The sequence below is a fragment of the Pseudoalteromonas sp. T1lg65 genome, from assembly GCF_051930985.1.
Taxonomy (GTDB): Bacteria; Pseudomonadota; Gammaproteobacteria; order Enterobacterales; family Alteromonadaceae; genus Pseudoalteromonas.
This window is the reverse complement of record NZ_CP196837.1, coordinates 3,424,917-3,447,036: the sequence shown is the minus strand read 5'-3', so window position 1 is coordinate 3,447,036 and position 22,120 is coordinate 3,424,917. Positions and strand designations below refer to the sequence as shown.

Here is a 22,120-nt window from a genome sequence, read left to right as displayed (position 1 = left end):
TGACAGTGTAATGAGCAGCGAAACGGGTTGCAAGTGAGTACGTTGTTCAGATTAGAGTAGTGACTCTTCTAATCCTCGCTTTTTCTGTAGTAGCTCTTTGATCAGTGGAGTGAGTACTAATTCCATTGCCAGTGCCATTTTGCCACCAGGAACAACCAAAGTATTCATGCGTGACATAAAGCTGCCGTCAATCATCTGCAAATAGTATGGGAAATCGACGTCTTCAATACCGCGAAAGCGGATCACCACAAAACTTTCATCCAGCGATGGAATGTCTTTGGCACTAAATGGATTCGAAGTGTCGACGGTGGGGACGCGTTGAAAGTTAATATGGGTGCGCGAGAACTGTGGCGTTATATGATTAATATAATCATCCATAGAGCGCACAATTGAAGTCATAACGGCTTCATGAGAGTGACCGCGCTCGTTGGTGTCTCGGATCAACTTTTGGATCCACTCAAGGTTTATGATCGGCACCATGCCTATTAGCAAATCAACGTGTTGTGCGACGTTGTGCTCTGGTGTGACGACACCACCGTGTAACCCTTCATAAAAAAGCACTTCGGTGTTTTCTTCAAGCTCTTGGTAGGGAGTAAAGGTTCCGGGTAACTGGTTGTATGGCACTGCGTCATCAAAAGTATGCAAATAGCGTCTAATCTTTCCTGCACCGGTATTTCCATACTCTGAAAATAAAGACTCTAGTGCACCAAAGTCATTGGCTTCTTGACCAAAATAGCTTATGTGTTTGCCTTCTTGTAGTGCTTCACGTTTGAGCTTATCCATTTCAGGACGCGTATAGCGATGAAAACTATCACCTTCGACAAAAGCCGCCTTAGCGTTGAGGCTACGAAAAATGTGTTTGATGGCACCGGTTGTAGTAGTGGTGCCAGCACCGGAACTACCTGTAATCGCAATGATCGGATGCTTTTGTGACATATAGGTTAGCCTCAATAACTGGTTATATTTCTTCTATGAAGGTACTTCGATGTTACTTGAGGAAAATTATTTGGCAAGCGCATGGCATCATTAAGAGCTTTTTATGAGTCAAGATAACGACACAGAGATGAGGAACAAAGTCAAAAAATGGGACTTTTTTAGGCTACTCACAAGTTGCTACGCTTGGTATCATAAAAGAAAAAGGGAAAAAACATGATAGCACTTGCTCGTTCGTTGTTTTGCTTTGTATCGCTTGGAATTATTGTCAACACAGCGCAGGCTGCGATGCCAAAAAGTCAAATTTGGCTTGCAAATTGGCAGGACGAGTTCACTGCTCGTTCGTTAACACCAGATGATGCTTATTATAATCAGCCGTTGGTCACTGAAAAAGGGGTGTACTTTACTCAGGAAGTTAAACAACAGGCACAAAGTCAAACCGATATTTTCTTTTATGATTATCAGACTCAGCAGGCGATTAATTTAACTGAAAGCGACACTTCTGAGTATTCTCCGACATTGCACCCAAGTGGCAAAGGTTTGTCGTTGATTGTAGTGGAAGCCGATGGAGCACAAAAACTATGGTTTTATCCGTTTGATAAGTCTCAGCCACGACAGCGTGTATTTGATCATATTGCGCCGGTAGGTTATCACGCTTGGGGTCAAGCTAATGATATCATTATGTTTATTCTTGGCGCTAATGAGTACTCACCGCACACGCTCCAATATACAAAACTATCTGGCCATTTACCGCAAGTGATCGCTGAGGATATTGGTAGAACATTGGCATTTAATCCGAGCCTTTCTGCATACTCGTTCACTTATAAAGTCAGTGACAAAACGTGGTTTGCGACTTATGACCCTAAAAAGGACCTGATCCAGCGACATTTTGCACTACCTGAAGGGGTTCAGGACTACGTGTGGTTAGATGATTCTAAGGTGCTGTATGCATTAGACAATCGCGTGTATTACCGTGAAATTGACTCACCAAAACAAGTGCACCTGTTTCGCAATTTGAAAAGTTACTGCCAGACCAAAATCACCCGTTTGAGCGTACAAGGCGACTCCATGGCATTTGTTTGCCAAGTGAAAGACTGAGCATCTGTTCATTGCCATAAGTAATGCGTAAAATAGAGATAATTTCAGAAAGATAAAATAAGGGAACTCATGGCAGTCTTAGTGACCGGCGGCGCTGGATATATCGGGTCTCATACAGTTGTTGAATTACTTAATCAAGGGCATCAGGTGGTCGTGGTAGATAACCTCAGTAATTCACAACAAATATCCTTGCAGCGCGTCGCTGAAATTACTGGTAAACAAGTACACTTTCATCAAGGTGATATTCTTGATAAGCCATTTCTTGACTCTGTATTTCAACAGCACAACATCAGCGAAGTGATCCACTTTGCGGGTCTCAAGGCTGTCGGCGAGTCAGTAGTCAAACCGATCGAATATTATCAAAACAATGTACAAGGTACGTTAACTTTGCTTGATGCGATGCGTGATGCTGGTGTATTTAAATTGGTTTTTAGTTCATCAGCAACGGTTTACGGTGATCCAAGCAGCTTACCAATACGGGAAGATTTTCCGGTGGGGGGAACCACCAACCCTTATGGTACTTCTAAGTTGATGGTAGAGATGCTGTTGCAAGATGTGGCAAAATCTGATCCGCGCTGGGGCTTTGCGATTTTACGCTACTTCAATCCAGTCGGAGCCCATGAATCAGGGAAAATCGGCGAAGATCCCAACGGTATTCCAAATAACCTACTCCCATATATTTCTCAGGTCGCAGTCGGTAAGCTGGAAAGCTTAGGCGTGTTTGGTGACGATTACCAGACTATAGATGGAACGGGTGTGAGAGATTACATTCATGTTGTGGATTTAGCATTGGGTCACTTAAAAGCCTTGGATAAGCTGAATGCACAAAATGGTACCCATATTTATAATCTAGGGACCGGAAATGGTTATTCGGTTTTAGAAATGATCCGTGCGTTTGAAAAAGCGTCGTCCGTTACTATTCCATACCAAATCAAGCCGCGACGCAGCGGCGATATTGCAGCCTGCTATGCTGCACCAGAAAAAGCCATGAAGGAGTTAGGTTGGCAAGCCCAACGTGGCATTGATGAAATGATGGTAGATACATGGCGTTGGCAAAGGAATAACCCCAACGGCTACCGGTAAGCTTCAGAAAAATATTTAAAAAAGCCTCAATACGAGGCTTTTTTGCTTTTTAGGGCAGATGCTTGAATACTTGGTTATATCATCAGTTAAGTGTGTGGCATAAGGACAGTCAGTGATTTATACATTTTTGGCTTTTACAGGGTTATCCATTTTTATCTACTCCATCAGTGCCAGACAACTTGACCGCGCTGAGTTAACTGCGCCTATGTGGTTTGTGGTCACTGGGGCTATCATTGGTTTGCTGTTTCCAAAAATGGCTAATGGTGATGGTGCTATGTTGACCTTGAGTAACTTACAAAATTTACTGCCCGTCATTGAATTAGTGTTAGCTATTTACCTTTTTTCCGATGCAGCCAAAACGCGCCTAAGAGTGTTGGCACATAGTTTTTCTTTGCCGGTTGTGCTGTTGTTGGGACTACCGTTTACTTTGCTACTAGCTGCAGTGAGTGCTCACTTTATGTTTGAGCTAAGTTGGTTATCGTGCTTTTTAATTGCTGCTGTGATCACGCCGACGGATGCGACTTTATGTAAGACTTTTATTCGTGATAAACAAGTACCTTCTCGATTGCGTGAAGCCATCAATGTTGAAAGTGGATTAAACGATGGATTGTGTGTTCCCGTGTTTTTATTTTTCTTAGGCGCCGTAAGTCACCGCTTGGATGCAACCACAGGCTCTCTTATAAAAGTGTTTATTACCGAGATAGGTGTGGCATTGCTACTCTCGGTGGTGCTGACATTTACGGTAATTGGTGTGCTTAAAAAAGCCTATGAGCATCACTTATTTGCACTAAAAAGTAGCCCGTATTTATTTGTTGGAATTGCAATATTGGTATTTTCTGTGACACAGGTATTACATGGTAGTGGTTTTGTAGCTGCGTTTATTAGTGGTCTTATTTTTGACAAGTATTACCAAGATCCATTTAAAGATCAGCTTATTGAAGAAGGGGAGCATTTAGCTGAATTTTCTGCCTATTTGATTTGGGTGGTGTTTGGTGTCGCGACAATTACGGTGTTTTCTTCAGGCACATCTTGGAGTGTATGGTTGTATGCGCTGTTGGCTACTACTTGCTTTCGACTCATCCCCGTTTTTATTTTACTCTTTGATAAAAAATTGACGGTAAAAGAAAGGTTTACACTCTCTTGGTTTGGCCCTAAAGGGCTAGCTTCTGTGGTGCTTATTTTACTTTTATTGAGTGAAGTAATGGCCGAAGGGCGGTTAATGACACAAATAGCAGTGGCTACCGTGCTGTTAAGTATTTTTGTTTTTGGTTTCTCTAGTCGACCAATTTCTCGACTTTTCTCTCATGTTAAAGACAGTTAGCGACATGATGTTGAATTAAATCTGTCATGTTCCTGAAATGAATTATTCATCTTTAGCTCCTATTATGGGGCCCGATTTTGAATATATATTACAATTTAGGAACAATCTCATGAATAAGAAATTGCTATCTATTGCTGTTTCAGCAATTTTACTGTCAGCGTGTAATGACAACGACAAGACTGTTGAAGTGATAAAAGAAGTTGAAGTTATCAAAGAAGTCCCAGTTGAAGTCGAACAGATCACAAAAGTGAAAAATGTAATTCTTATGATTGGGGATGGCATGGGTCCACAGCAAGTCGGTTTACTCGAAGAGTATGCGCAGCGTGCACCAAATTCGACCTACAAATCAAAAGGTTCTCAAACAGCACTGTCTAAGCTAGCAAATCAAGGTCACCTTGGTCTTTCTCTAAACGCGCCTCATGGTGCATCAGGCAGTTTGGTGGTTGATTCCGCTTGTTCTGCTACTCAGCTTGCAACGGGTATCGCAGCTGGTTCTGAAATGATTGGTCTAGACGTAGATGGTAATAAAATTGAAACTATCCTTGAGAAAGCAAAAGCTGCTGGTAAAGCGACAGGTCTAGTTTCTGATACGCGTATTACCCACGCAACACCAGCGGCGTTTGCTGCGCACCTTCCGCATCGTTCATACGAAGCTGAAATCGCAGAAGAGCTGATCAGTAGTGGTAATGTTGATGTGATGCTTTCTGGTGGTGCACGTGTATTTGTTCCTAAGGATATCGCTGATGATACAGCAGCTAGAGAGAAGCTAGCAGCACTAGGTATGCCTGAAAGTTCATTCGGCAGCTCAAAACGTGGCGACAACAAAAACCTAATCGTTGAAGCGAAAGAAACGCATGGCTATGCCTTAGCGTTTGATAACACGCAACTAAGTGCGCTTGAAGGTGACAAGGTGCTTGGTCTATTCGCAAGTTCAGGTATGAATGATGCAATCGCTCAGAAGAACTGTGAGAAAGCAGGTACTTGTACTCAGCCCACATTAAAAGAAATGACTGTGAAAGCGTTAGATATTTTGTCTAAAGACGAAGATGGCTTCTTCTTGATGATTGAAGGTGGCCAAATTGACTGGGCAGGTCACGCTAATGACGCTGGTTGGATGCTAAATGAATTGCTTAAGTTTGATGAAGCAGTAGAAGCAGTGCACGAGTGGGTAAAAGATCGTAACGACACACTAGTTGTGGTAACCGCTGACCATGAAACAGGTAGTTTTGGCTTTAGTTATTCAAAGCACGAGCGTCCTTCACAAGGAGAAGCGTTATCTGGTGATGGTATGTACGTCAATAATGAAGCGGTATTGTACAAGCCTAAGTTCAACTTTGGTTCTCTTAATCACTTAGACAAGCTTTATAACCAAACGGGTACTTTCTTCGATGTAATGTCTACAGCGTCTAAAAATGTTGAGAAAAAACACTACCATGCTGTTGACGGAGCGGATTGGAAGAAAGCAATTGATGAGTTGACCTCTTACACAGTAACAGAAGCACAAGCGGGTAAAATTAGTCAGAGTATTTATGACGATAGTGCTGCAACTGAAATTCCAGCATTTGAAGATTTTTCTGATTTCTATGTATATGGCAAAGATGATTACACAGGTAAAATTGCTCGCGCTCTAGCTTCACAACAAAATGTGGTTTGGGGAACTGGTACTCATACAGCTGCACCTGTACCGGTATATGCATTTGGCCCAGAAGGGGTTACTAAGCAATTCTCAACAATGCAGCATCATGTTGATATTGCGACTAAGATGATCACGGCACTTGATTTAGACAATTAAGCTGGGTTTATTTTTCAATAAAAGCCACGCTAGGTCGTGGCTTTTTTACGTTCAATATCCACAATCCTTAAAATAAGAATAATAGCGTCACTCACCGTTTTACCACCAAAATATTTGAACGCTTTTTAAACACTTTTGAGCTATTAATATAGCGAAAATGTATGGATTTTTAAGCGTAAACATAAACCTTATTAGTAGGTTGGGAGAACGCAAATGATTAAAATTTTTCATCCCTGTCGTGCGAAATAAACGTCATATTTCTTCCGTAATTTTAATCAATTTTATCTTTCCCACTTTTTTCCACCAAATTCAGGATCTTCCGTAAATCCCGCGTTTTTTCTGGCTTTCAAAGGCGTGAATGCGTTCGACTATGCTTGACAAAAGTGCTTGTCAAGCCCTAGACTGTACTACTGTGGTAAAAAGTGGGTTTTAGTGGATCTAACTGGATCAGTAACCCAATAATGGGGTTGGTAGATAGGATCGCAGATGTTTAGAGGTGCAAGTTCGCTAGCTTTGGACGACAAAGGGCGTTTTGCGGTACCCACTAAGTACCGCCAACCGCTGCTGTCTGAAGAACAGGGAACAGTGATTTGTACTATTGCTATTAACGAGCCTTGTCTGTGGCTTTATCCACTCTCCGAATGGCGAGATATTGAGTCTCGTTTAAGTCGGCTCTCCAATACCAATCCCAGAGTACGACGTTGGCAACGTATGTTGCTGGGTCATGCTACAGAATATCAACTAGACAAAAATGGCCGAATTTTACTCGCACCTGCTCTCAGAGCACACGCAAATTTGGATAAAAAAGTGATGTTGATTGGTCTTTTGAACAAATTTGAAATTTGGGATGAAGCGCGCTGGTATCAGCAAATGCAACAAGATACCGAAATTGAACATACAGGCAATTTTGAGGAAAGTCCTGAATTAGAGAATTTCTCTTTGTAACGGGGCAAATAAGATAATGAGCGAAGAGTTTAAGCATATTTCGGTTTTAATGACCGAGACACTTGATGCCTTAGCAATCAAACCAGATGGTATCTATATCGATGGCACATTTGGTCGTGGGGGCCATTCAGGTGAAATCCTCAAAAGACTAACGTCTGGGAAATTGCAGGCCATTGATCAGGACCCGCAGGCGATAGCTGCCGCACAGCGCTTTGCCGATGACCCGCGCTTTGCCATTGCTCATAGCCGTTTCTCCAACTTGAAAGAAGTTGCTGAGCAAGCGGAAATATTAGGCCAAGTAGATGGCATTCTATTGGATATTGGCGTTTCCTCACCACAGTTGGATGACGCGGACCGTGGTTTTAGTTTTATGAAAGACGGTCCCTTAGATATGCGCATGAATCCAGAGGCTGGACGGAGTGCAGCGCAATGGCTGGCTGAGGCTGAACTCGAAGACATGATCTTTGTGATCAAGAAATACGGCGAAGAAAAGTTTGCAACGCGTATTGCACGTAAAATTGTTGAAGTTCGGGAACACACCCCAATTTTAACGACTGCACAGCTTGCGACGTTAGTTGATGAAGCGGTACCCGTAAAAGACAAACACAAGCATCCCGCGACACGTACTTTCCAAGCGATCCGAATTTATATTAACAGTGAATTAGAAGAGATCCAAACGGCCTTACAAGCTTCCATTGACGTGCTAAAACCTGGTGGACGCTTGGTGGTTATTTCTTTCCATTCTTTAGAAGATAGAATTGTTAAACAGTTTATTAAAAAGCAGAGTAAGGGAGAAGCTTTACCCAGAGGTCTGCCTTTAACGGATGAACAACTTAAACAAAATCTCACCCTAAAGGCAGTGGGTAAAGCTATTAAACCAAGTGAGCAAGAAATCGCACTTAACCCGAGGTCGCGAAGCTCAGTGTTGCGAGTGGCGGAGAAGCTGTAATGAATGCCAAAGTGCAACGCCAGCCCAATTTATTTTTCGAAATTGTTCGAGTGCTACTGAACAACAAACTGACGGCGTTGTTACTGTTGATCATCCTTTTTTCTTCATTATCGGTGGTGCAAGTGACTCATTCCACTCGGCAACAGCTCATTTTACAAGACGAGTTGCTACAACAGCGTGATGAATTAGATCTGCAATGGCGATATCTAGTGGTCGAGGAGGAGTTTTATTCTCAACACGCACGTATTGAAGAAATTGCCAAAATGCAGCTGAAAATGAAACGTCCCACCAGTAAAGATGAGCAGGTCATTGTACTCCCATGACTAACGGCAAGCCAAAAACACAAACCATGATCACTTGGCGTTTTGCTTTAGTCTGCGTCGTGATGGTATTGGTTTTTATGACACTGGTTGCGCGAGCCGCCTTTTTACAAGTTATTGAACCAGACAAAGCGATTCAAGAAAACAACAAGCGAACCGTGCGAGTTGAAACGCTTAACGTTCAGCGCGGCATGATTTTTGACCGTAATGGCAAAGAACTCGCGGTCAGTGTTCCTGTTGTCAGCGTATATGCCGATCCACTGGCCGTAGATAAAGCCCTTAGAAGTAAAGTGCTTAAACAAGCTAAAAAGCAGGGTGAAGATCACCTGGCATTAGCCAATAACAGTGCCGAATTAGACAAGCGAAAACAAATACTCTACGAGCAAGAGCCGAGGTGGCGAGAACTCGCAGATGTGTTGCAGATTGAGACCAGAAAAATCAATGGACGGCTAAGGGATGACCCAAGCCGTCGATTTGTCTATTTAAAGCGTCAAGTTACGTCAGTTGTTGCCAAATATATCAAGCAGATGAGACTTCCTGGAGTACATTTGCTGGATGAATCGAAACGCTTCTATCCCAGTGGTGAAGTGACAGCGCACCTAATCGGTGTCACCAATATCGATGGACAAGGTATTGAAGGCATTGAAGCGATGTACGATAAGGCGCTGACGGGAACCGCTGGTAAGCGCACTATTCGTAAAGATGCCCAAGGACGTGAAGTACAGGTGCTGTCGGAAGAACAGCGGGTAGAACCTGAAGATGTTCATCTAAGTATTGATCTGAGAATTCAAGCCATTGCTTATCGTGCCTTAAAGTCAGCGGTGCTGAGTTATAAGGCAACGTCTGGCTCCGCTATGGTCGTCGATGTGCACTCTGGAGAGATCCTTGCACTGGTTAATAGTCCCAGCTTCAATCCCAATGACTTAAGTACGGCTGCGCCTTACAAACGCAGAAATCGTGCCATGACGGATTTATTTGAACCTGGTTCAACCGTAAAACCACTGGCTATTTTGGCAGGTCTTGATTACGGCGCAATCCAAACATCAGACACGATCAATACCTATCCAGGGTGGATGCGGTTAAGTGGTGGCTTAGTAAAAGATCCCAGAAATAACGGTGAAATGTCCCTTCGAGAAGTCATTAAACGTTCAAGTAACATGGGTGTGTCAAAAATTTCTCAGATGCTGCCAAAAGAATATTTTGTTGGTCTTTATCAAAAAGTCGGTTTTGGTGATACCACAGGTTCAATGATGATCGGTGAGAGTCCAGGGTTATTCTATCCAAATCGTCGCTGGTCTGACTTTGAGATTGCCACATTAGCTTATGGTTATGCGGTATCAGTAAGTACAGCCCAAGTTGCGCGAATGTACGCGATGCTTGGAGCTGGAGGAATACTTCGTCCGCTAACCATTATGAAACAACAAGAACCACAAGAAGGCGAACGAGTTTTTCAAGAACACGACGTCAAGGCGGTTGTTGAAATGATGGAATCGGTTTTTGAACGCGGTGGTACGGCACACAGCATAACGGTGGATGGTTACCGAGCCGCAGGAAAAACGGGTACCTCTAAAAAAGCCGTTGCAGGTGGCTATGGTGATGAATATGTTGGCTATTTTGCGGGCATTGCACCGGTTAGCAATCCTCGTCTTGCGGTGGTCGTGATGGTAAATGAACCGGGTGGTGACGTTTATTACGGAGGGGAGACTTCAGGCCCAGCTTTTGCTGAAATTATGTCTAATGCGCTGCGTATATTAAATGTTGCACCTGATAAAGAGCGTGTCGCTTATCTTTCAAGTGGTGATGATGATGCGTGATTTAAGCCTCGTTCTCAATCAATATGGAGTCTTAGCGACCCCATTACTCGTCAATGACCTTAGAATTGATAGTCGAGAAGTTGTCGAGGGGGATTGCTTTATCGCAATTAAAGGGCATCAGCTGGATGGAACCCAATTTGCCGAAAAAGCGATTGCAGCTGGTGCCAGCTATGTACTGGCTGAGACTGGCAGTACGCTGAATATAGCTCCAGAGAAAGCAATTTTTATCGATGGGTTAACGAATAAAATTGCGCACATAGCCAGTCAGTTTTATCAACAGCCCAGTGAGCGTTTGAAACTTATTGGTGTCACAGGAACCAATGGTAAGTCTACCACTACTGCGATGATTGCAGATTTGGTCACGCTTTGCGGCCAGAACGGGGCAGTAATTGGTACATTGGGATATGGTAAACCTCAGGCGTTAACGCCACTTGTCAATACAACACCATCTAATGTCGATTTGCAACGCATCTTAGATCATCTCAGCGATGACTTTAACTATGTTGCAATGGAAGTGTCTTCTCATGGTTTGGTACAAGGTCGAGTTGCGCATTGTCATTTTGATGTCGCCGTGTTCACTAACTTAACGCGAGATCATTTAGATTATCACGGTGATATGAGCGCTTATGCAGAAGCTAAGAAGATGCTTTTTAGTCACTGCCAGCCCAACTATCGAGTAATCAATGTGGACGATCCAATCGGTGCTCAATGGGCTGCGGAATTTAATAACGCCTCTTTGGTGGTATACGGAAAACAGCCAGCATCACATAACTTCGAAAAGTTTGTTTTTATCTCTTCTGTTGAGCCTTATCCGCTGGGTACACGAGCCGTGTTTAACACCAGCTGGGGAAAGGTAAAGATTGATGTGCCTTTATACGGTGTGTTTAATCTCTATAACCTTGCTGGTGCGTTCGCCTCACTCCTAATAGAAGACTTTGAGCTACAGCTCCTTGCCAAAAGTGCATCTCAATTAAAACCAGTGCCGGGTCGAATGCAGGCGTTTTCAGAACCACAAAAACCGACCTGTATTGTAGATTATGCTCATACACCAGATGCCTTAGCGCTTGCGCTGCAGGCGCTTCGAGCACATGTACCTGGAAAGCTTGTATGTGTCTTTGGTTGCGGTGGTGATCGAGATGTTGGAAAGCGTCCAGAAATGGCGCAGGCTGCAGAACAATATGCAGATAAAATCATCATTACTAGCGACAATCCAAGAACAGAAGATCCGTTAAAAATCATTGCCGATGTTAAGGCTGGACTCATCCATCCTGAGTATGCTGTGTGCCAGCCAGACCGAGGGAGCGCAATTCGGCAGGCAATTGAAGAGGCTGATCCTCAAAGTGTTATCTTAATTGCCGGCAAGGGACACGAAGATTATCAAATTATTGGAAATGAGCGCATCGCCTTTTGTGATAGACAATGCGTTGAACAGGTTTTAAGGGGAGAAAGAGCATGATCAAGATAGACTTTTCTTGGCTTGCGTCAGTACTAAAGACCCCTTTTAGTGGGGATAATTTGGCTGTAAACAATATCAATACGGATACTAGAACAATCCAGCCAAATGAGGTTTTCCTTGCGTTGCGAGGACCAAATTTTAATGGTCACGAGTTTTTGCAAGCAGCCAAAGATAAAGGCGCGATAGCGGCGATTGTGGATACTCAATGTGATGTTGATATTCCCCAGTTTGTTGTTGAAGACACTCGCCTGGCCTTAGGGCTGATAGGTAAAACTATCATGGAGCAAGTCTCACCGAAGACCATCGCGATTACGGGTAGTGTTGGAAAAACCACTGTCAAAGAGATGTGTGCTGCGATTTTAAAGCAAAAAGGCAACGTGTTAGCGACCAATGGCAATTTTAATAATGACATAGGTGTGCCTTTAACATTACTCCGCCTTAGTGAAACTGATGAGTATGCCGTTATCGAGCTTGGGGCTAATCATATAGGTGAAATTGCCTATACCACGAGTTTAGTTTGTCCTGACGTTGCAACGGTTTGCAATGTTGCCCCTGCGCATATTGAAGGTTTTGGCTCAATCGATGGCGTTGGGCAGGCTAAAGGCGAAATTTATTCTGGTCTTAAAAAGAATGGCACTGCGTTGATAAACCGTGATTGTGATTACGCTAACATGTGGCTTGAATCGTTAGATGTTGCCAATACGAAACAGTATTCTATGACACAAAAGCTGGATATCTGGATCGAAGATGTACGGCTTGATGAGTTAGCTCGTCCCAGCTTTAAGCTGATCACCACTAATGATGCAGTTTGTGTCAGCTTGCCGTTAAGCGGTGAACACAATGTAATGAATGCGCTTATTGCTGCTGCATTAACAACGCAAGTTGGTGCGACCTTACAAGAGGTTGCAAATGGCCTTGAGGCAATGACAGAAGTCAAAGGTCGCGTCAATATGATTGAAGTGACAGAGCAACTACGGATCGTTGATGACACCTACAATGCCAATGTGAAATCGGTGAAGGCTGGCATTGATCTACTTGCAAACATGGCTGGATATAAGATCCTTGCGCTCGGAGATATGGGAGAGCTTGGCGAAGAGGCGAGAGCCTATCACCAAGAAGTAGGTGAGTACGCAAAATACAAAGGTATTGATGAATTGTTTTCATTGGGCGTGCTCAGCAGCAGTGCCAGTGATGTGTACGACAAACCAAAGCGACACTTTTCAACCCGAGAAAGCTTACTCTCGGAATTACAAGCTGTATTAGCAAAACAAACAGGCCAATGCACAGTATTGGTTAAAGGATCGCGCAGTGCTCGAATGGAACTATTAGTTGAAGAATTAGTAAACGCTGGCCGTTCGGATAGCGCGATAGGAGAACAGTCATGTTAGTTTGGCTAGCTGAATATTTAACCCAGTACTACAGCGGATTTCATGTTTTTTCATATCTGACTTTACGTGCCATTTTGGGCATATTAACGGCTTTGATGATCTCATTATACTTCGGCCCAAAACTTATCTCTGGCCTGCAGAGAATGCAAATTGGCCAGACGGTTCGTGATGATGGTCCAGAATCGCACCTTGCAAAGTCGGGTACACCTACGATGGGAGGCATTCTCATTCTTGGTGCTATTTTTATCAGCAGCTTACTTTGGGGAGATCTCAGCAACAAATATGTGTGGGTCACCTTGTTTGTGATTGGAAGTTTGGGGATTGTTGGTTTTGTCGATGATTACCGTAAGGTGATCCGCAAGGACTCCAAAGGTCTGATTGCGAAATGGAAGTACTTTTGGCAATCCGTAATAGCAATAGCTACCGCTGCATTTTTATATTTCACGTCAACGAATGCGGCAGAAACGACCTTGATTGTGCCTTTTTTCAAAGATGTACTACCACAATTAGGGATGTTCTATTTGGTAATGAGCTACTTTGTTTTAGTTGGAACATCCAATGCGGTTAATTTAACAGATGGTTTGGATGGACTCGCAATTGTGCCAACGATTTTGGTGGCTTCTGCGCTTGCTATTATTGCCTACGTAACTGGCAATGCAAACTTTTCTAGCTATTTGCACCTTCCACATTTGCCACTAACCAGTGAGTTGGTGGTGGTTTGTACTGCAATCGTAGGCGCTGGGCTCGGTTTCTTATGGTTTAACACGTATCCCGCACAAGTATTTATGGGTGATGTAGGTTCGCTGGCATTAGGCGGGGCACTTGGCATTATTGCGATCTTAGTTCGTCAAGAATTAGTGTTGGTGATCATGGGAGGTGTATTTGTAATGGAAGCCCTTTCCGTAATTTTACAAGTTGGCTCCTACAAACTTCGGGGCCAACGTATTTTCCGTATGGCACCAATTCATCACCATTACGAGCTTAAAGGGTGGCCAGAACCTCGAGTGATTGTGCGTTTTTGGATCATCTCAATTATTTTGGTGCTGGCCGGCTTAGCAACGCTGAAGATTAGATAATGAAGTACTTAGAAACACTCAGAGGCAAACATATCACGGTATTGGGTCTTGGCATTACAGGCCAAGGTATTGTGCGGTTTTTACTTTCTCATGGAATCACGCCAAAGATTGTAGATAGTCGCCCTGTACCACCTGGTGCTGATTGGCTAAATCACAATGCTCCAGATTGTGAAGCGGTGTTTGGTAGTCTTGCTGATGCTGCTCTTGCGCATACCGATATGATCATTATCAGTCCTGGGATCCCATTGTTTGATGCCTCGGTTGCTCAGGCAATTTCTCAAGGTGTTGAGGTGATTGGAGATATTGAGTTGTTTGCTCGCCTCAATGATAAACCCGTGGTTGCAGTGACTGGTTCTAATGGTAAATCGACGGTCGTGACACTAACAGCAGAGGTGCTGCAAGCTGCTGGAATGCGGGTAGGCCTTGGAGGGAACATAGGTACTTCGGTGTTGAGCTTACTTGAGTCAGAATACGATGTGTATGTTCTAGAGCTTTCAAGTTTTCAACTTGAGACAACGTCAAGCCTACAGTGTACGTCTGCAATGATCTTGAATATCACTGAAGATCACATGGATCGTTATCCAGACTTTGCGGCTTATTGTGAAGCAAAGCACCGGATATACTGCAACGTGCAAAATATTGTGTTTAATGGTGAAGATGTGAAAACATTCGCCAAAGCGAAATCCGGTGTGAGTGTGGCTTTAACTGGCGGGGATTATCACGTTTGTGAGAAAGACGGTGACATGTTTTTTGCGCATCACAATCAAGCACTACTGCCTGTAAAAGACCTGATTTTACCAGGTAAGCACAATCAATTTAATGCACTAGCGGTATTGGCGCTGCTTGCACCATTCAAGTTACCTATCGCAGCATTTACGAAAGCGTTCGGGGCCTTTGCAGGATTACCACATCGTTGTCAGTTAGTGGCTGATGTAAATGGTGTACGTTATTTCAATGATTCAAAAGCGACCAATGTCGGAGCGACTGTCGCGGCTATCGAATCTTTGTGTGCAGTAGAGCAGCGTAACATCATTCTACTGGTAGGTGGTGATGCTAAAGGAGCTGATATTTCCTCGTTAAAGCAGCCTATTCAACAACACTGTAAGGCATTGTTCTGTTTTGGTAAAGACGGTGAAAAGTTTTTGCCTTTGCACCGTAATAGTCATGTAGTAAGTGACTTATCAGCTGCTGTAAAAGCGGCAACAAGTATTTCTACCGTTGGAGATATTGTGCTGTTAGCACCGGCCTGTGCAAGTTTGGATATGTATCCAAACTACATGGCGCGAGGTGACGAATTTATCCGTTTAGTTGAGGATTTATTGTGATAGCCCTTGCTCAGCTAAAAGAAACACTGACGCCAAAAGCTTCGAATAGTTTGTTCGATGTACCCTTGATGTATGCCATGCTAATGCTGATCGGTGTAGGTTTTGTGATGGTAACCAGTGCTTCTATGCCCGTAGCTGAGCGACTGTTTGATAACCCGTATCATTTTACTATTCGACATACGATTTTTTTGGTTGGTTCTTTTATTCTATTCTGGTTTGCCACAAGTGTTCCTATGAGCTGGTGGAAACGAAGCAATCCATATTTACTACTTTTTGGGCTGGTATTATTGGTTGTCGTGTTATTCATTGGACGTGAAGTCAATGGTGCTAAACGCTGGATCCCATTAGGTCCATTTGGTTTGCAAGTTGCGGAAGCTTCGAAGCTTTACTTTTTTAGCTACATTGCGGGTTATTTAGTGCGTAAGCGTGATGAAGTTCAAGAAAACATCAAAGGCTTCGCGAAACCGATAATGGTCTTTGCAGTGTATGCATTTTTAATATTGATGCAACCAGATTTAGGCACCGTGGTGGTGATGTTTGTAACAACAGTCGGTTTGTTGTTTTTAGCTGGCGCTAAACTGTGGCAGTTTTTTGCGTTAATGCTGACAGGCGTTTCATTGGTTGTGCTGCTTATTATTGTAGAGCCTTACCGAATGGCTAGGGTTGTTGGTTTTCTTGAACCTTGGGAAGACCCATTTGGTAAAGGGTATCAATTAGTACAGTCTTTAATGGCCTACGGACAAGGTGGTTGGTTTGGACAAGGCTTGGGTAATAGTATTCAAAAATTACAGTATTTGCCCGAAGCACATAACGACTTTATTTTTGCGGTAATTGCAGAGGAACTCGGCTTTGTTGGCGTATTCAGCATAATTTTATTGCTCGGTTGTTTAGTTTCTCGTGCTCTATTGATAGGTCAGCGTGCATTAAAAGCGAGCAAAGAATATGAAGGTTATTTTGCATTAGGTATTGGTATCTGGTTTGCTTTCCAGGCGGTTGTTAACATTGGGGCCAGTGCCGGCATTTTACCAACCAAAGGTCTCACTTTACCGTTTGTGTCTTATGGTGGATCAAGTTTATGGGTTATGACTATTGCCGCAGGTATATTACAGCGAATTGATTTTGAAACAAAAATGTCAACTAGGCAGGCAACTTCCCGTGGAGGTAGACGATGAGTAAGCGTTTGCTTGTAGTTGCAGGTGGTACTGGTGGACACATTTTTCCAGGCATTGCGGTTGCGCAGTTTTTACAGGCCCAAGCGTGGCAGGTCAGTTGGGTTGGAACCGCAGATAGAATGGAAGCCGAGGTCGTGCCTCGCCATGGCATTGAAATAGATTTTATTAATGTCAAAGGAGTACGAGGCAACGGAATAACAAGGTTGTTAAAAGCACCATTTATGGTGTTGTCAGCGATTGTAAGTGCCATTAAAGTGCTTAAAAATAGACGTCCTGATGTGGTGTTAGCGATGGGCGGGTATGTTACGGGTCCTGTTGGAATTGCAGCAAGAATATTAGGGATCCCTTTGGTGATCCACGAACAAAATGCGGTGGCTGGATTAAGTAACAAATTACTTGCCAAAGTAGCAAACCGAGTGCTTGCGGGCTTTCCGGGGGCATTTCCAGAGCAGCGTGCGGAAATTGTTGGCAACCCAGTAAGAGAAAGTGTTTCTGTGATACAGAGTAAAGCCGTTTCTGTGCCACTGAATGTGCTTGTGGTTGGTGGTTCGCTGGGAGCCAAAGCGCTTAATGAGATTGTACCGGCAGCAGTTCGGTTACTACAGCAGGAAAATCAGTCAAACAGCATATCTGTAAAGCATCAATCAGGAAAAAACAATCGTCAGCAAGTTGCTTTAGATTATCAACAGGCAGGGGTCGATGCTGAAATCATAGAGTTTATCCATGATATGGATACAGCGTACGCTTGGGCAGACATTGTAATCTGTCGGGCTGGTGCTTTGACGGTAAGTGAACTGGCGGCAGCGGGGAAAGCGGCAATTTTTGTACCTTTTCCTCATGCAGTGGATGATCACCAAACGGCCAATGCCAAGGTATTGGTCGATGCTAACGCAGCGCTATTGATCCAACAGCAAGACCTGACAGCACAGAAATTGGCGCAACTGTTGTCACCACTGATTGCAGTGCCAAAAACAGTGATGGAAATGGCCGAAAACGCAAAGCGTTGTGGCAAGCTAAACGCAACTAAAGCAGTTGCAGATATTTGTACAGAATTAACCAAGTAGGACAGCAGATGGAAACTTCAACCAGAAGAGCAATGCGCCGTATCAACACCATCCATTTTATTGGTATAGGTGGGGCTGGTATGGGTGGAATTGCTGAAGTACTGGCGTATGAAGGGTATCGTATTACCGGTTCAGATATTGCTAAAAGTGCAATGACTCAACGACTAGAGTCAGCTGGAGCAACGGTATTTATCGGTCACGCTGAAGCTAATGTTGCTACTGCTGATGTGGTGGTGGTTTCCAGTGCTATTGATGAAAGCAACCCAGAAATTATCGCGGCAAAAGCAAACCGGATCCCCGTCGTTCGACGTGCAGAGATGTTGGCTGAGTTAATGCGATTCAGGCACGGTATCGCGATAGCGGGGACTCATGGCAAAACCACCACTACCAGTTTAATCGCGAGTATTTTTGCGCAAGCACAATTAGATCCAACATTTATTATTGGTGGCTTGCTCAATAGTGCAGGTAGTAATGCCAAAGTGGGGAGTAGTGAATATCTAATCGCTGAAGCTGACGAAAGTGATGCATCATTTTTACACTTGCAGCCGATGGTGTCTGTGATCACCAATATTGAAGCCGATCACATGGATACCTATGATGGCGACTTAGAAAAAATGAAAGACACCTATGTTGAATTTATACACAATTTACCCTTTTATGGCTTAGCTGTGGTATGCATAGATTCGCCTGTTGTGAGCGCTTTACTACCGAGGTTTGCTCGTCCAATTATCACCTATGGTGAAAGTGTGGATGCTGACTACCAATTGCTGGATTTTAAGCAAACCAAAAGTACATCAAGCTTTAAGGTCAAAACTAAATCTGGTGAACTACTCAACGTAAATCTCAATATGCCGGGTAAACATAACGCCTTGAATGCAACCGCTGCGATTGCTGTGGCAAAAGACCATGACATTGACAATCAAGCCATTTATCAAGCGTTGACACAATTTGAAGGGGTTGGTCGTCGTTTCCAACATTACGGTACCTTTAACAATGAGGTTGGGGAAGTGATGCTAGTGGACGATTATGGACATCACCCATCCGAAGTGGCTGTGACAATTCAAGCTGCTAAAACAGGGTGGCCCGATAAACGCCTAGTGATGATTTACCAGCCTCACCGTTACTCTCGAACCCGAGATCTATATGAAGATTTCGTTAAAGTACTCTGCGATGTGGATAAACTGCTGCTGTTGGATGTATACAGTGCCGGAGAATCGCCCATTGTTGGTGCAGACAGCAAAAGTTTGTGTCGAAGTTTACGCCAAAGAGGCATTGAACCGATCCATGTTAGTGATACCAGTGAGTTGGCAAAAGTACTGGCTGAAACTATGCAAGATGGAGACTTAATACTGACTCAAGGTGCAGGAAACATTGGTAAAATTGTCGCTAAACTCGCAGAAACACAGTTATCGATTGAACAATTACAGCAGAGTGAATTATGAGTAAGCAATTCTCAAAAGTAGCAGTATTACTGGGTGGTAGCTCTGCAGAGCGAGAAGTATCGTTGAAATCTGGTGCTGCAGTGTTAAAAGCTTTACTACAGCAAGGTATTGATGCCATCGCTTTCGATCCCGCAGAGCGTAATCTGATGGAATTGAAAACCTTAGGTGTTAAACGCGTGTTTATCGCCCTGCATGGTCGCGGTGGTGAAGACGGCACGATCCAAGGGGCATTGGAGTACATGGGGATCCCGTACACAGGAAGTGGTGTACTCGGTAGTGCCTTGGCGATGGATAAAGCGCGGTGCAAACATTTGTTTGAGTCAGCTAAATTGAGCACAGCTAAATATGCTGTGGTTGATAAGCACACTGGTTTTGACGCCGAAGCGTTGATCGCTGAGTTTGGTAAAGTCATGGTAAAGCCGAGCCACGAAGGGTCGAGTATTGGCATGGCGCAGGCTCATGATGTGACTAGTTTAAATCAGGCTTTGCAAGAAGCGTTTAAGTTTGACGATCAAGTATTGGTTGAACAGTGGATCACGGGGCGAGAGTTTACAGTCGCTATGTTAGGTGGTGAACCTTTGCCTGTCATCGAAATGAAAACGCCTCGTGGGTTTTACGATTATGAAGCCAAGTACAAGGTAAACAGCACAGAATATTATTGTCCGGCAGATATTAGCGCGGCACACACACAACAACTGCAAGTGATGGCCAAACATGCTTTTGAGCTAGTGGGAGCTTCAGGCTGGGGTCGTGTTGATGCGATGCAAGACGAGCAAGGTCACTTTTACTTGCTTGAAGTAAACACAGTCCCAGGTATGACGGAAAAGTCTCTTGTTCCTATGGCTGCAAAAGCGCAAGGCATAACATTTGAACAATTAGTTGTTCGCATTTTGGAGCAAACGCTTTAATATGCGAGCTTTTTGGAGCAAATTAAAGCAGTTCAATGCGGCGCTGAATTGGTCGTTAATCTCTGGACTTGGCTTTTTTTTGTTGGTGGTAGTAAGTCTGGTGAAGGGCACTTATTGGGTAAGTGATTGGCTGACAGAGCATCACGATGCGCAAATAAAGACGCTTAAAGTACTGGGCAAACCTTACTACACCAATGAGCAACAAATTGTCGATGCCATTAAAAAGGCAGATTTAACCAGCTTCTTTGAATTAGAAGTAGATGAAGTACATAAAGCGGTAAAGGAGTTACCGTGGATCGCATCGGTTTCTGTTCGTAAACAGTGGCCTGATACCTTACAGGTCTATGTAGTAGAGCACCAACCTGTTGCACATTGGAACAGTGACTTGTTACTCAATGCACAAGGGGAAGTATTCCAGGCGAGAAGTAATAAAGTCCCAGCAGGGCTGCCGGAGCTTTACGGCCCTGAAGGGAGCGAACAAGAAGCTTGGCAGGTATTTTTGCAGTTTCATGATTTGCTGGAGGTTAACCAGTTTAAATTAGTGAGTTTAGCGCTGTCAGAAAGATTTGCTTGGCAACTATGGCTAGATAATGACATACAGCTTAATCTAGGCCGAGAAGACAAAGCTAAGCGGGTACAGCGGTTTATTGATGTGTATCCGCGCATGGAAAGACCTGAAGGCAAGGTCATTGATGTAATTGATTTACGCTACGACACGGGACTTGCTGTGAGCTGGAAAGCGGCAGCAAGCGAACAGCAACAGAATAATAAGAGTGAAGCATGACAAAGTCGGCAGAAAGAAACTTAGTGATAGGATTGGATGTAGGCACATCGAAAGTGGTGGCTACGGTTGGTGAGATCACCGCTGACAATCAGCTGAGTATTGTCGGCGTGGGACGCCAAGACTCACACGGGATGGACAAAGGTGGTGTCAACGACCTCGATCTGGTTTCTGAGTCAATAAAACGCGCTGTTGATGAGGCTGAACTGATGGCAGATTGTCGGATCAGCTCAGTGTATTTAGGGATTTCAGGAAAACATATCCAGTGTCAAAACGAAACCGGTGTAGTGGCTATTAATAATGCTGAAGTAACCGATGATGATATTGCAAATGTTATTCATATTGCGCGCTCAGTGCCGATGTCGGCAGAGCGTAAAATGTTACATTCATTGCCTCAAGAATACAGCATTGATATGCAAGAAGGGATTAAAAACCCACTGGGTATGAGTGGGGTAAGAATGGAAGCGAAAGCACATATCATTACCTGCTCTAATGATATGGCTAAAAACATTGAAAAGTGCGTAGAGCGCTGTGGATTACAAGTTGACCAGCTAACGTTTAATGCCTTGGCATCTTGTTATTCAGTGTTGACAGAGGATGAAAAAGAGCTAGGTGTTGCCGTGATAGATATTGGTGGTGGTACCATGGATATCGCCATATACGTCAATGGGGCATTGCGTCACACTGCGGTGATCCCTGTTGCTGGAAATCAAGTCACAGGTGATATTGCGAAAATTTTTCGAACACCTATCTCACATGCCGAGTCACTTAAAGTACAATATGCATTCGCAGCGAGTCAGATGGCGTCATCTGAAGAAACTATTGAAGTGCCGAGTGTTGGCGGAAGGCCTGCTCGTGTGATGTCTCGCCATACACTTTCAGAAGTGGTTGAACCAAGGTTTAGAGAACTGTTCGAACTGGCACAAGACGAAATACGTCGCTCAGGCTTTGAAGACCAGATAGCAGCAGGGTTAGTTCTAACAGGCGGTAGTGCGAAAATGAAAGGCGCACAAGAGGTTGCTGAAGAAATATTCCAGATGCCAGTAAGAGTAGGAAAGCCCATTGGCATTAAAGGGTTAACAGATTATGTTGATGACCCAGCATATGCGACAGCGGTCGGTTTATTACAGTATGGCCGAACGTTGCAATCGATGAATGCACAGAAATCGAAAGCAGATGCTGAGGGAAATTGGTGGAACCGAGTCACTAAATGGTTCCAAGGTGAGTTTTAACGCTCAAGTCGGAGAGTGAAA

The 22,120-nt window shown here is 43.9% G+C and carries 19 protein-coding genes; 18 read left to right on the top strand and 1 reads right to left on the bottom strand.

What is annotated here, in order from left to right:
• Window positions 1-51: 51 nt before the first annotated feature.
• Window positions 52-936 carry a phosphoribulokinase gene (locus ACSLBF_RS15340; protein ID WP_440054230.1) on the bottom strand — a complete coding sequence of 295 codons (885 nt, stop codon included), beginning with the start codon at window positions 934-936 and terminating at the stop codon, window positions 52-54.
• Between the two features lie 213 nt (window positions 937-1,149).
• Between ACSLBF_RS15340 and ACSLBF_RS15335 the strand changes: the two genes are divergently transcribed.
• The 18 genes from ACSLBF_RS15335 (at window position 1,150) to ftsA (ending at window position 22,099) form a co-directional block, all read left to right on the top strand.
• Complete coding sequence (locus ACSLBF_RS15335) at window positions 1,150-2,031, top strand: hypothetical protein (protein ID WP_440054229.1); 882 nt, start codon at window positions 1,150-1,152, stop codon at window positions 2,029-2,031.
• Window positions 2,032-2,100: 69 nt separating this feature from the next.
• A complete protein-coding gene (gene galE / locus ACSLBF_RS15330; protein ID WP_440054228.1) occupies window positions 2,101-3,114 on the top strand; it encodes a UDP-glucose 4-epimerase GalE in 1,014 nt (337 codons plus the stop codon).
• 112 nt (window positions 3,115-3,226) lie between these two features.
• The gene (locus ACSLBF_RS15325) at window positions 3,227-4,435 is read left to right on the top strand and encodes a cation:proton antiporter (RefSeq protein WP_440054227.1); all 1,209 of its coding nucleotides are present in this window, start codon (window positions 3,227-3,229) and stop codon (window positions 4,433-4,435) included.
• Between the two features lie 109 nt (window positions 4,436-4,544).
• A complete protein-coding gene (locus ACSLBF_RS15320; RefSeq protein ID WP_440054226.1) occupies window positions 4,545-6,227 on the top strand; it encodes an alkaline phosphatase in 1,683 nt (560 codons plus the stop codon).
• Window positions 6,228-6,713: 486 nt separating this feature from the next.
• Window positions 6,714-7,172, top strand: coding sequence for a division/cell wall cluster transcriptional repressor MraZ (mraZ, locus tag ACSLBF_RS15315; RefSeq protein WP_440054225.1), 459 nt, complete (start codon window positions 6,714-6,716; stop codon window positions 7,170-7,172).
• 16 nt (window positions 7,173-7,188) lie between these two features.
• On the top strand, window positions 7,189-8,121 hold the full coding sequence (rsmH, locus tag ACSLBF_RS15310; RefSeq protein WP_440054224.1) for a 16S rRNA (cytosine(1402)-N(4))-methyltransferase RsmH: 933 nt from the start codon (window positions 7,189-7,191) through the stop codon (window positions 8,119-8,121).
• Window positions 8,121-8,444: a cell division protein FtsL gene (gene ftsL, locus ACSLBF_RS15305; protein WP_440054223.1), complete on the top strand. Its 324-nt coding sequence runs from the start codon at window positions 8,121-8,123 to the stop codon at window positions 8,442-8,444. Before rsmH ends, ftsL begins: the two co-directional genes overlap by 1 nt.
• A complete protein-coding gene (locus tag ACSLBF_RS15300) occupies window positions 8,441-10,255 on the top strand; it encodes a penicillin-binding transpeptidase domain-containing protein (protein ID WP_440054222.1) in 1,815 nt (604 codons plus the stop codon). Before ftsL ends, ACSLBF_RS15300 begins: the two co-directional genes overlap by 4 nt.
• Window positions 10,248-11,711 carry a UDP-N-acetylmuramoyl-L-alanyl-D-glutamate--2,6-diaminopimelate ligase gene (locus ACSLBF_RS15295; protein ID WP_440056247.1) on the top strand — a complete coding sequence of 488 codons (1,464 nt, stop codon included), beginning with the start codon at window positions 10,248-10,250 and terminating at the stop codon, window positions 11,709-11,711. Before ACSLBF_RS15300 ends, ACSLBF_RS15295 begins: the two co-directional genes overlap by 8 nt.
• Window positions 11,708-13,099 carry a UDP-N-acetylmuramoyl-tripeptide--D-alanyl-D-alanine ligase gene (locus tag ACSLBF_RS15290; RefSeq protein WP_440054221.1) on the top strand — a complete coding sequence of 464 codons (1,392 nt, stop codon included), beginning with the start codon at window positions 11,708-11,710 and terminating at the stop codon, window positions 13,097-13,099. Before ACSLBF_RS15295 ends, ACSLBF_RS15290 begins: the two co-directional genes overlap by 4 nt.
• Window positions 13,093-14,175: a phospho-N-acetylmuramoyl-pentapeptide-transferase gene (gene mraY / locus ACSLBF_RS15285; protein ID WP_440054220.1), complete on the top strand. Its 1,083-nt coding sequence runs from the start codon at window positions 13,093-13,095 to the stop codon at window positions 14,173-14,175. The genes ACSLBF_RS15290 and mraY overlap by 7 nt, the downstream gene beginning before the upstream one ends.
• Entirely contained in the window at window positions 14,175-15,500 is a 1,326-nt protein-coding gene (gene murD, locus ACSLBF_RS15280) for a UDP-N-acetylmuramoyl-L-alanine--D-glutamate ligase (protein ID WP_440054219.1), read from the top strand. The genes mraY and murD overlap by 1 nt, the downstream gene beginning before the upstream one ends.
• Window positions 15,497-16,672 (top strand): cell division protein FtsW, encoded by a 1,176-nt coding sequence (gene ftsW / locus ACSLBF_RS15275; protein ID WP_440054218.1) that lies wholly within the window; start codon window positions 15,497-15,499, stop codon window positions 16,670-16,672. Before murD ends, ftsW begins: the two co-directional genes overlap by 4 nt.
• Entirely contained in the window at window positions 16,669-17,736 is a 1,068-nt protein-coding gene (gene murG / locus ACSLBF_RS15270) for an undecaprenyldiphospho-muramoylpentapeptide beta-N-acetylglucosaminyltransferase (protein ID WP_440054217.1), read from the top strand. The genes ftsW and murG overlap by 4 nt, the downstream gene beginning before the upstream one ends.
• Window positions 17,737-17,744: 8 nt before the next feature.
• Complete coding sequence (gene murC / locus ACSLBF_RS15265) at window positions 17,745-19,178, top strand: UDP-N-acetylmuramate--L-alanine ligase (RefSeq protein ID WP_440054216.1); 1,434 nt, start codon at window positions 17,745-17,747, stop codon at window positions 19,176-19,178.
• The gene (locus tag ACSLBF_RS15260) at window positions 19,175-20,086 is read left to right on the top strand and encodes a D-alanine--D-alanine ligase (RefSeq protein ID WP_440054215.1); all 912 of its coding nucleotides are present in this window, start codon (window positions 19,175-19,177) and stop codon (window positions 20,084-20,086) included. The genes murC and ACSLBF_RS15260 overlap by 4 nt, the downstream gene beginning before the upstream one ends.
• 1 nt (window position 20,087) lies before the next feature.
• Window positions 20,088-20,870, top strand: a complete 783-nt coding sequence (locus ACSLBF_RS15255) for a cell division protein FtsQ/DivIB (RefSeq protein ID WP_440054214.1) — start codon at window positions 20,088-20,090, stop codon at window positions 20,868-20,870.
• Window positions 20,867-22,099: a cell division protein FtsA gene (gene ftsA / locus ACSLBF_RS15250; protein ID WP_440054213.1), complete on the top strand. Its 1,233-nt coding sequence runs from the start codon at window positions 20,867-20,869 to the stop codon at window positions 22,097-22,099. The genes ACSLBF_RS15255 and ftsA overlap by 4 nt, the downstream gene beginning before the upstream one ends.
• The last annotated feature ends 21 nt before the right edge of the window (window positions 22,100-22,120 follow it).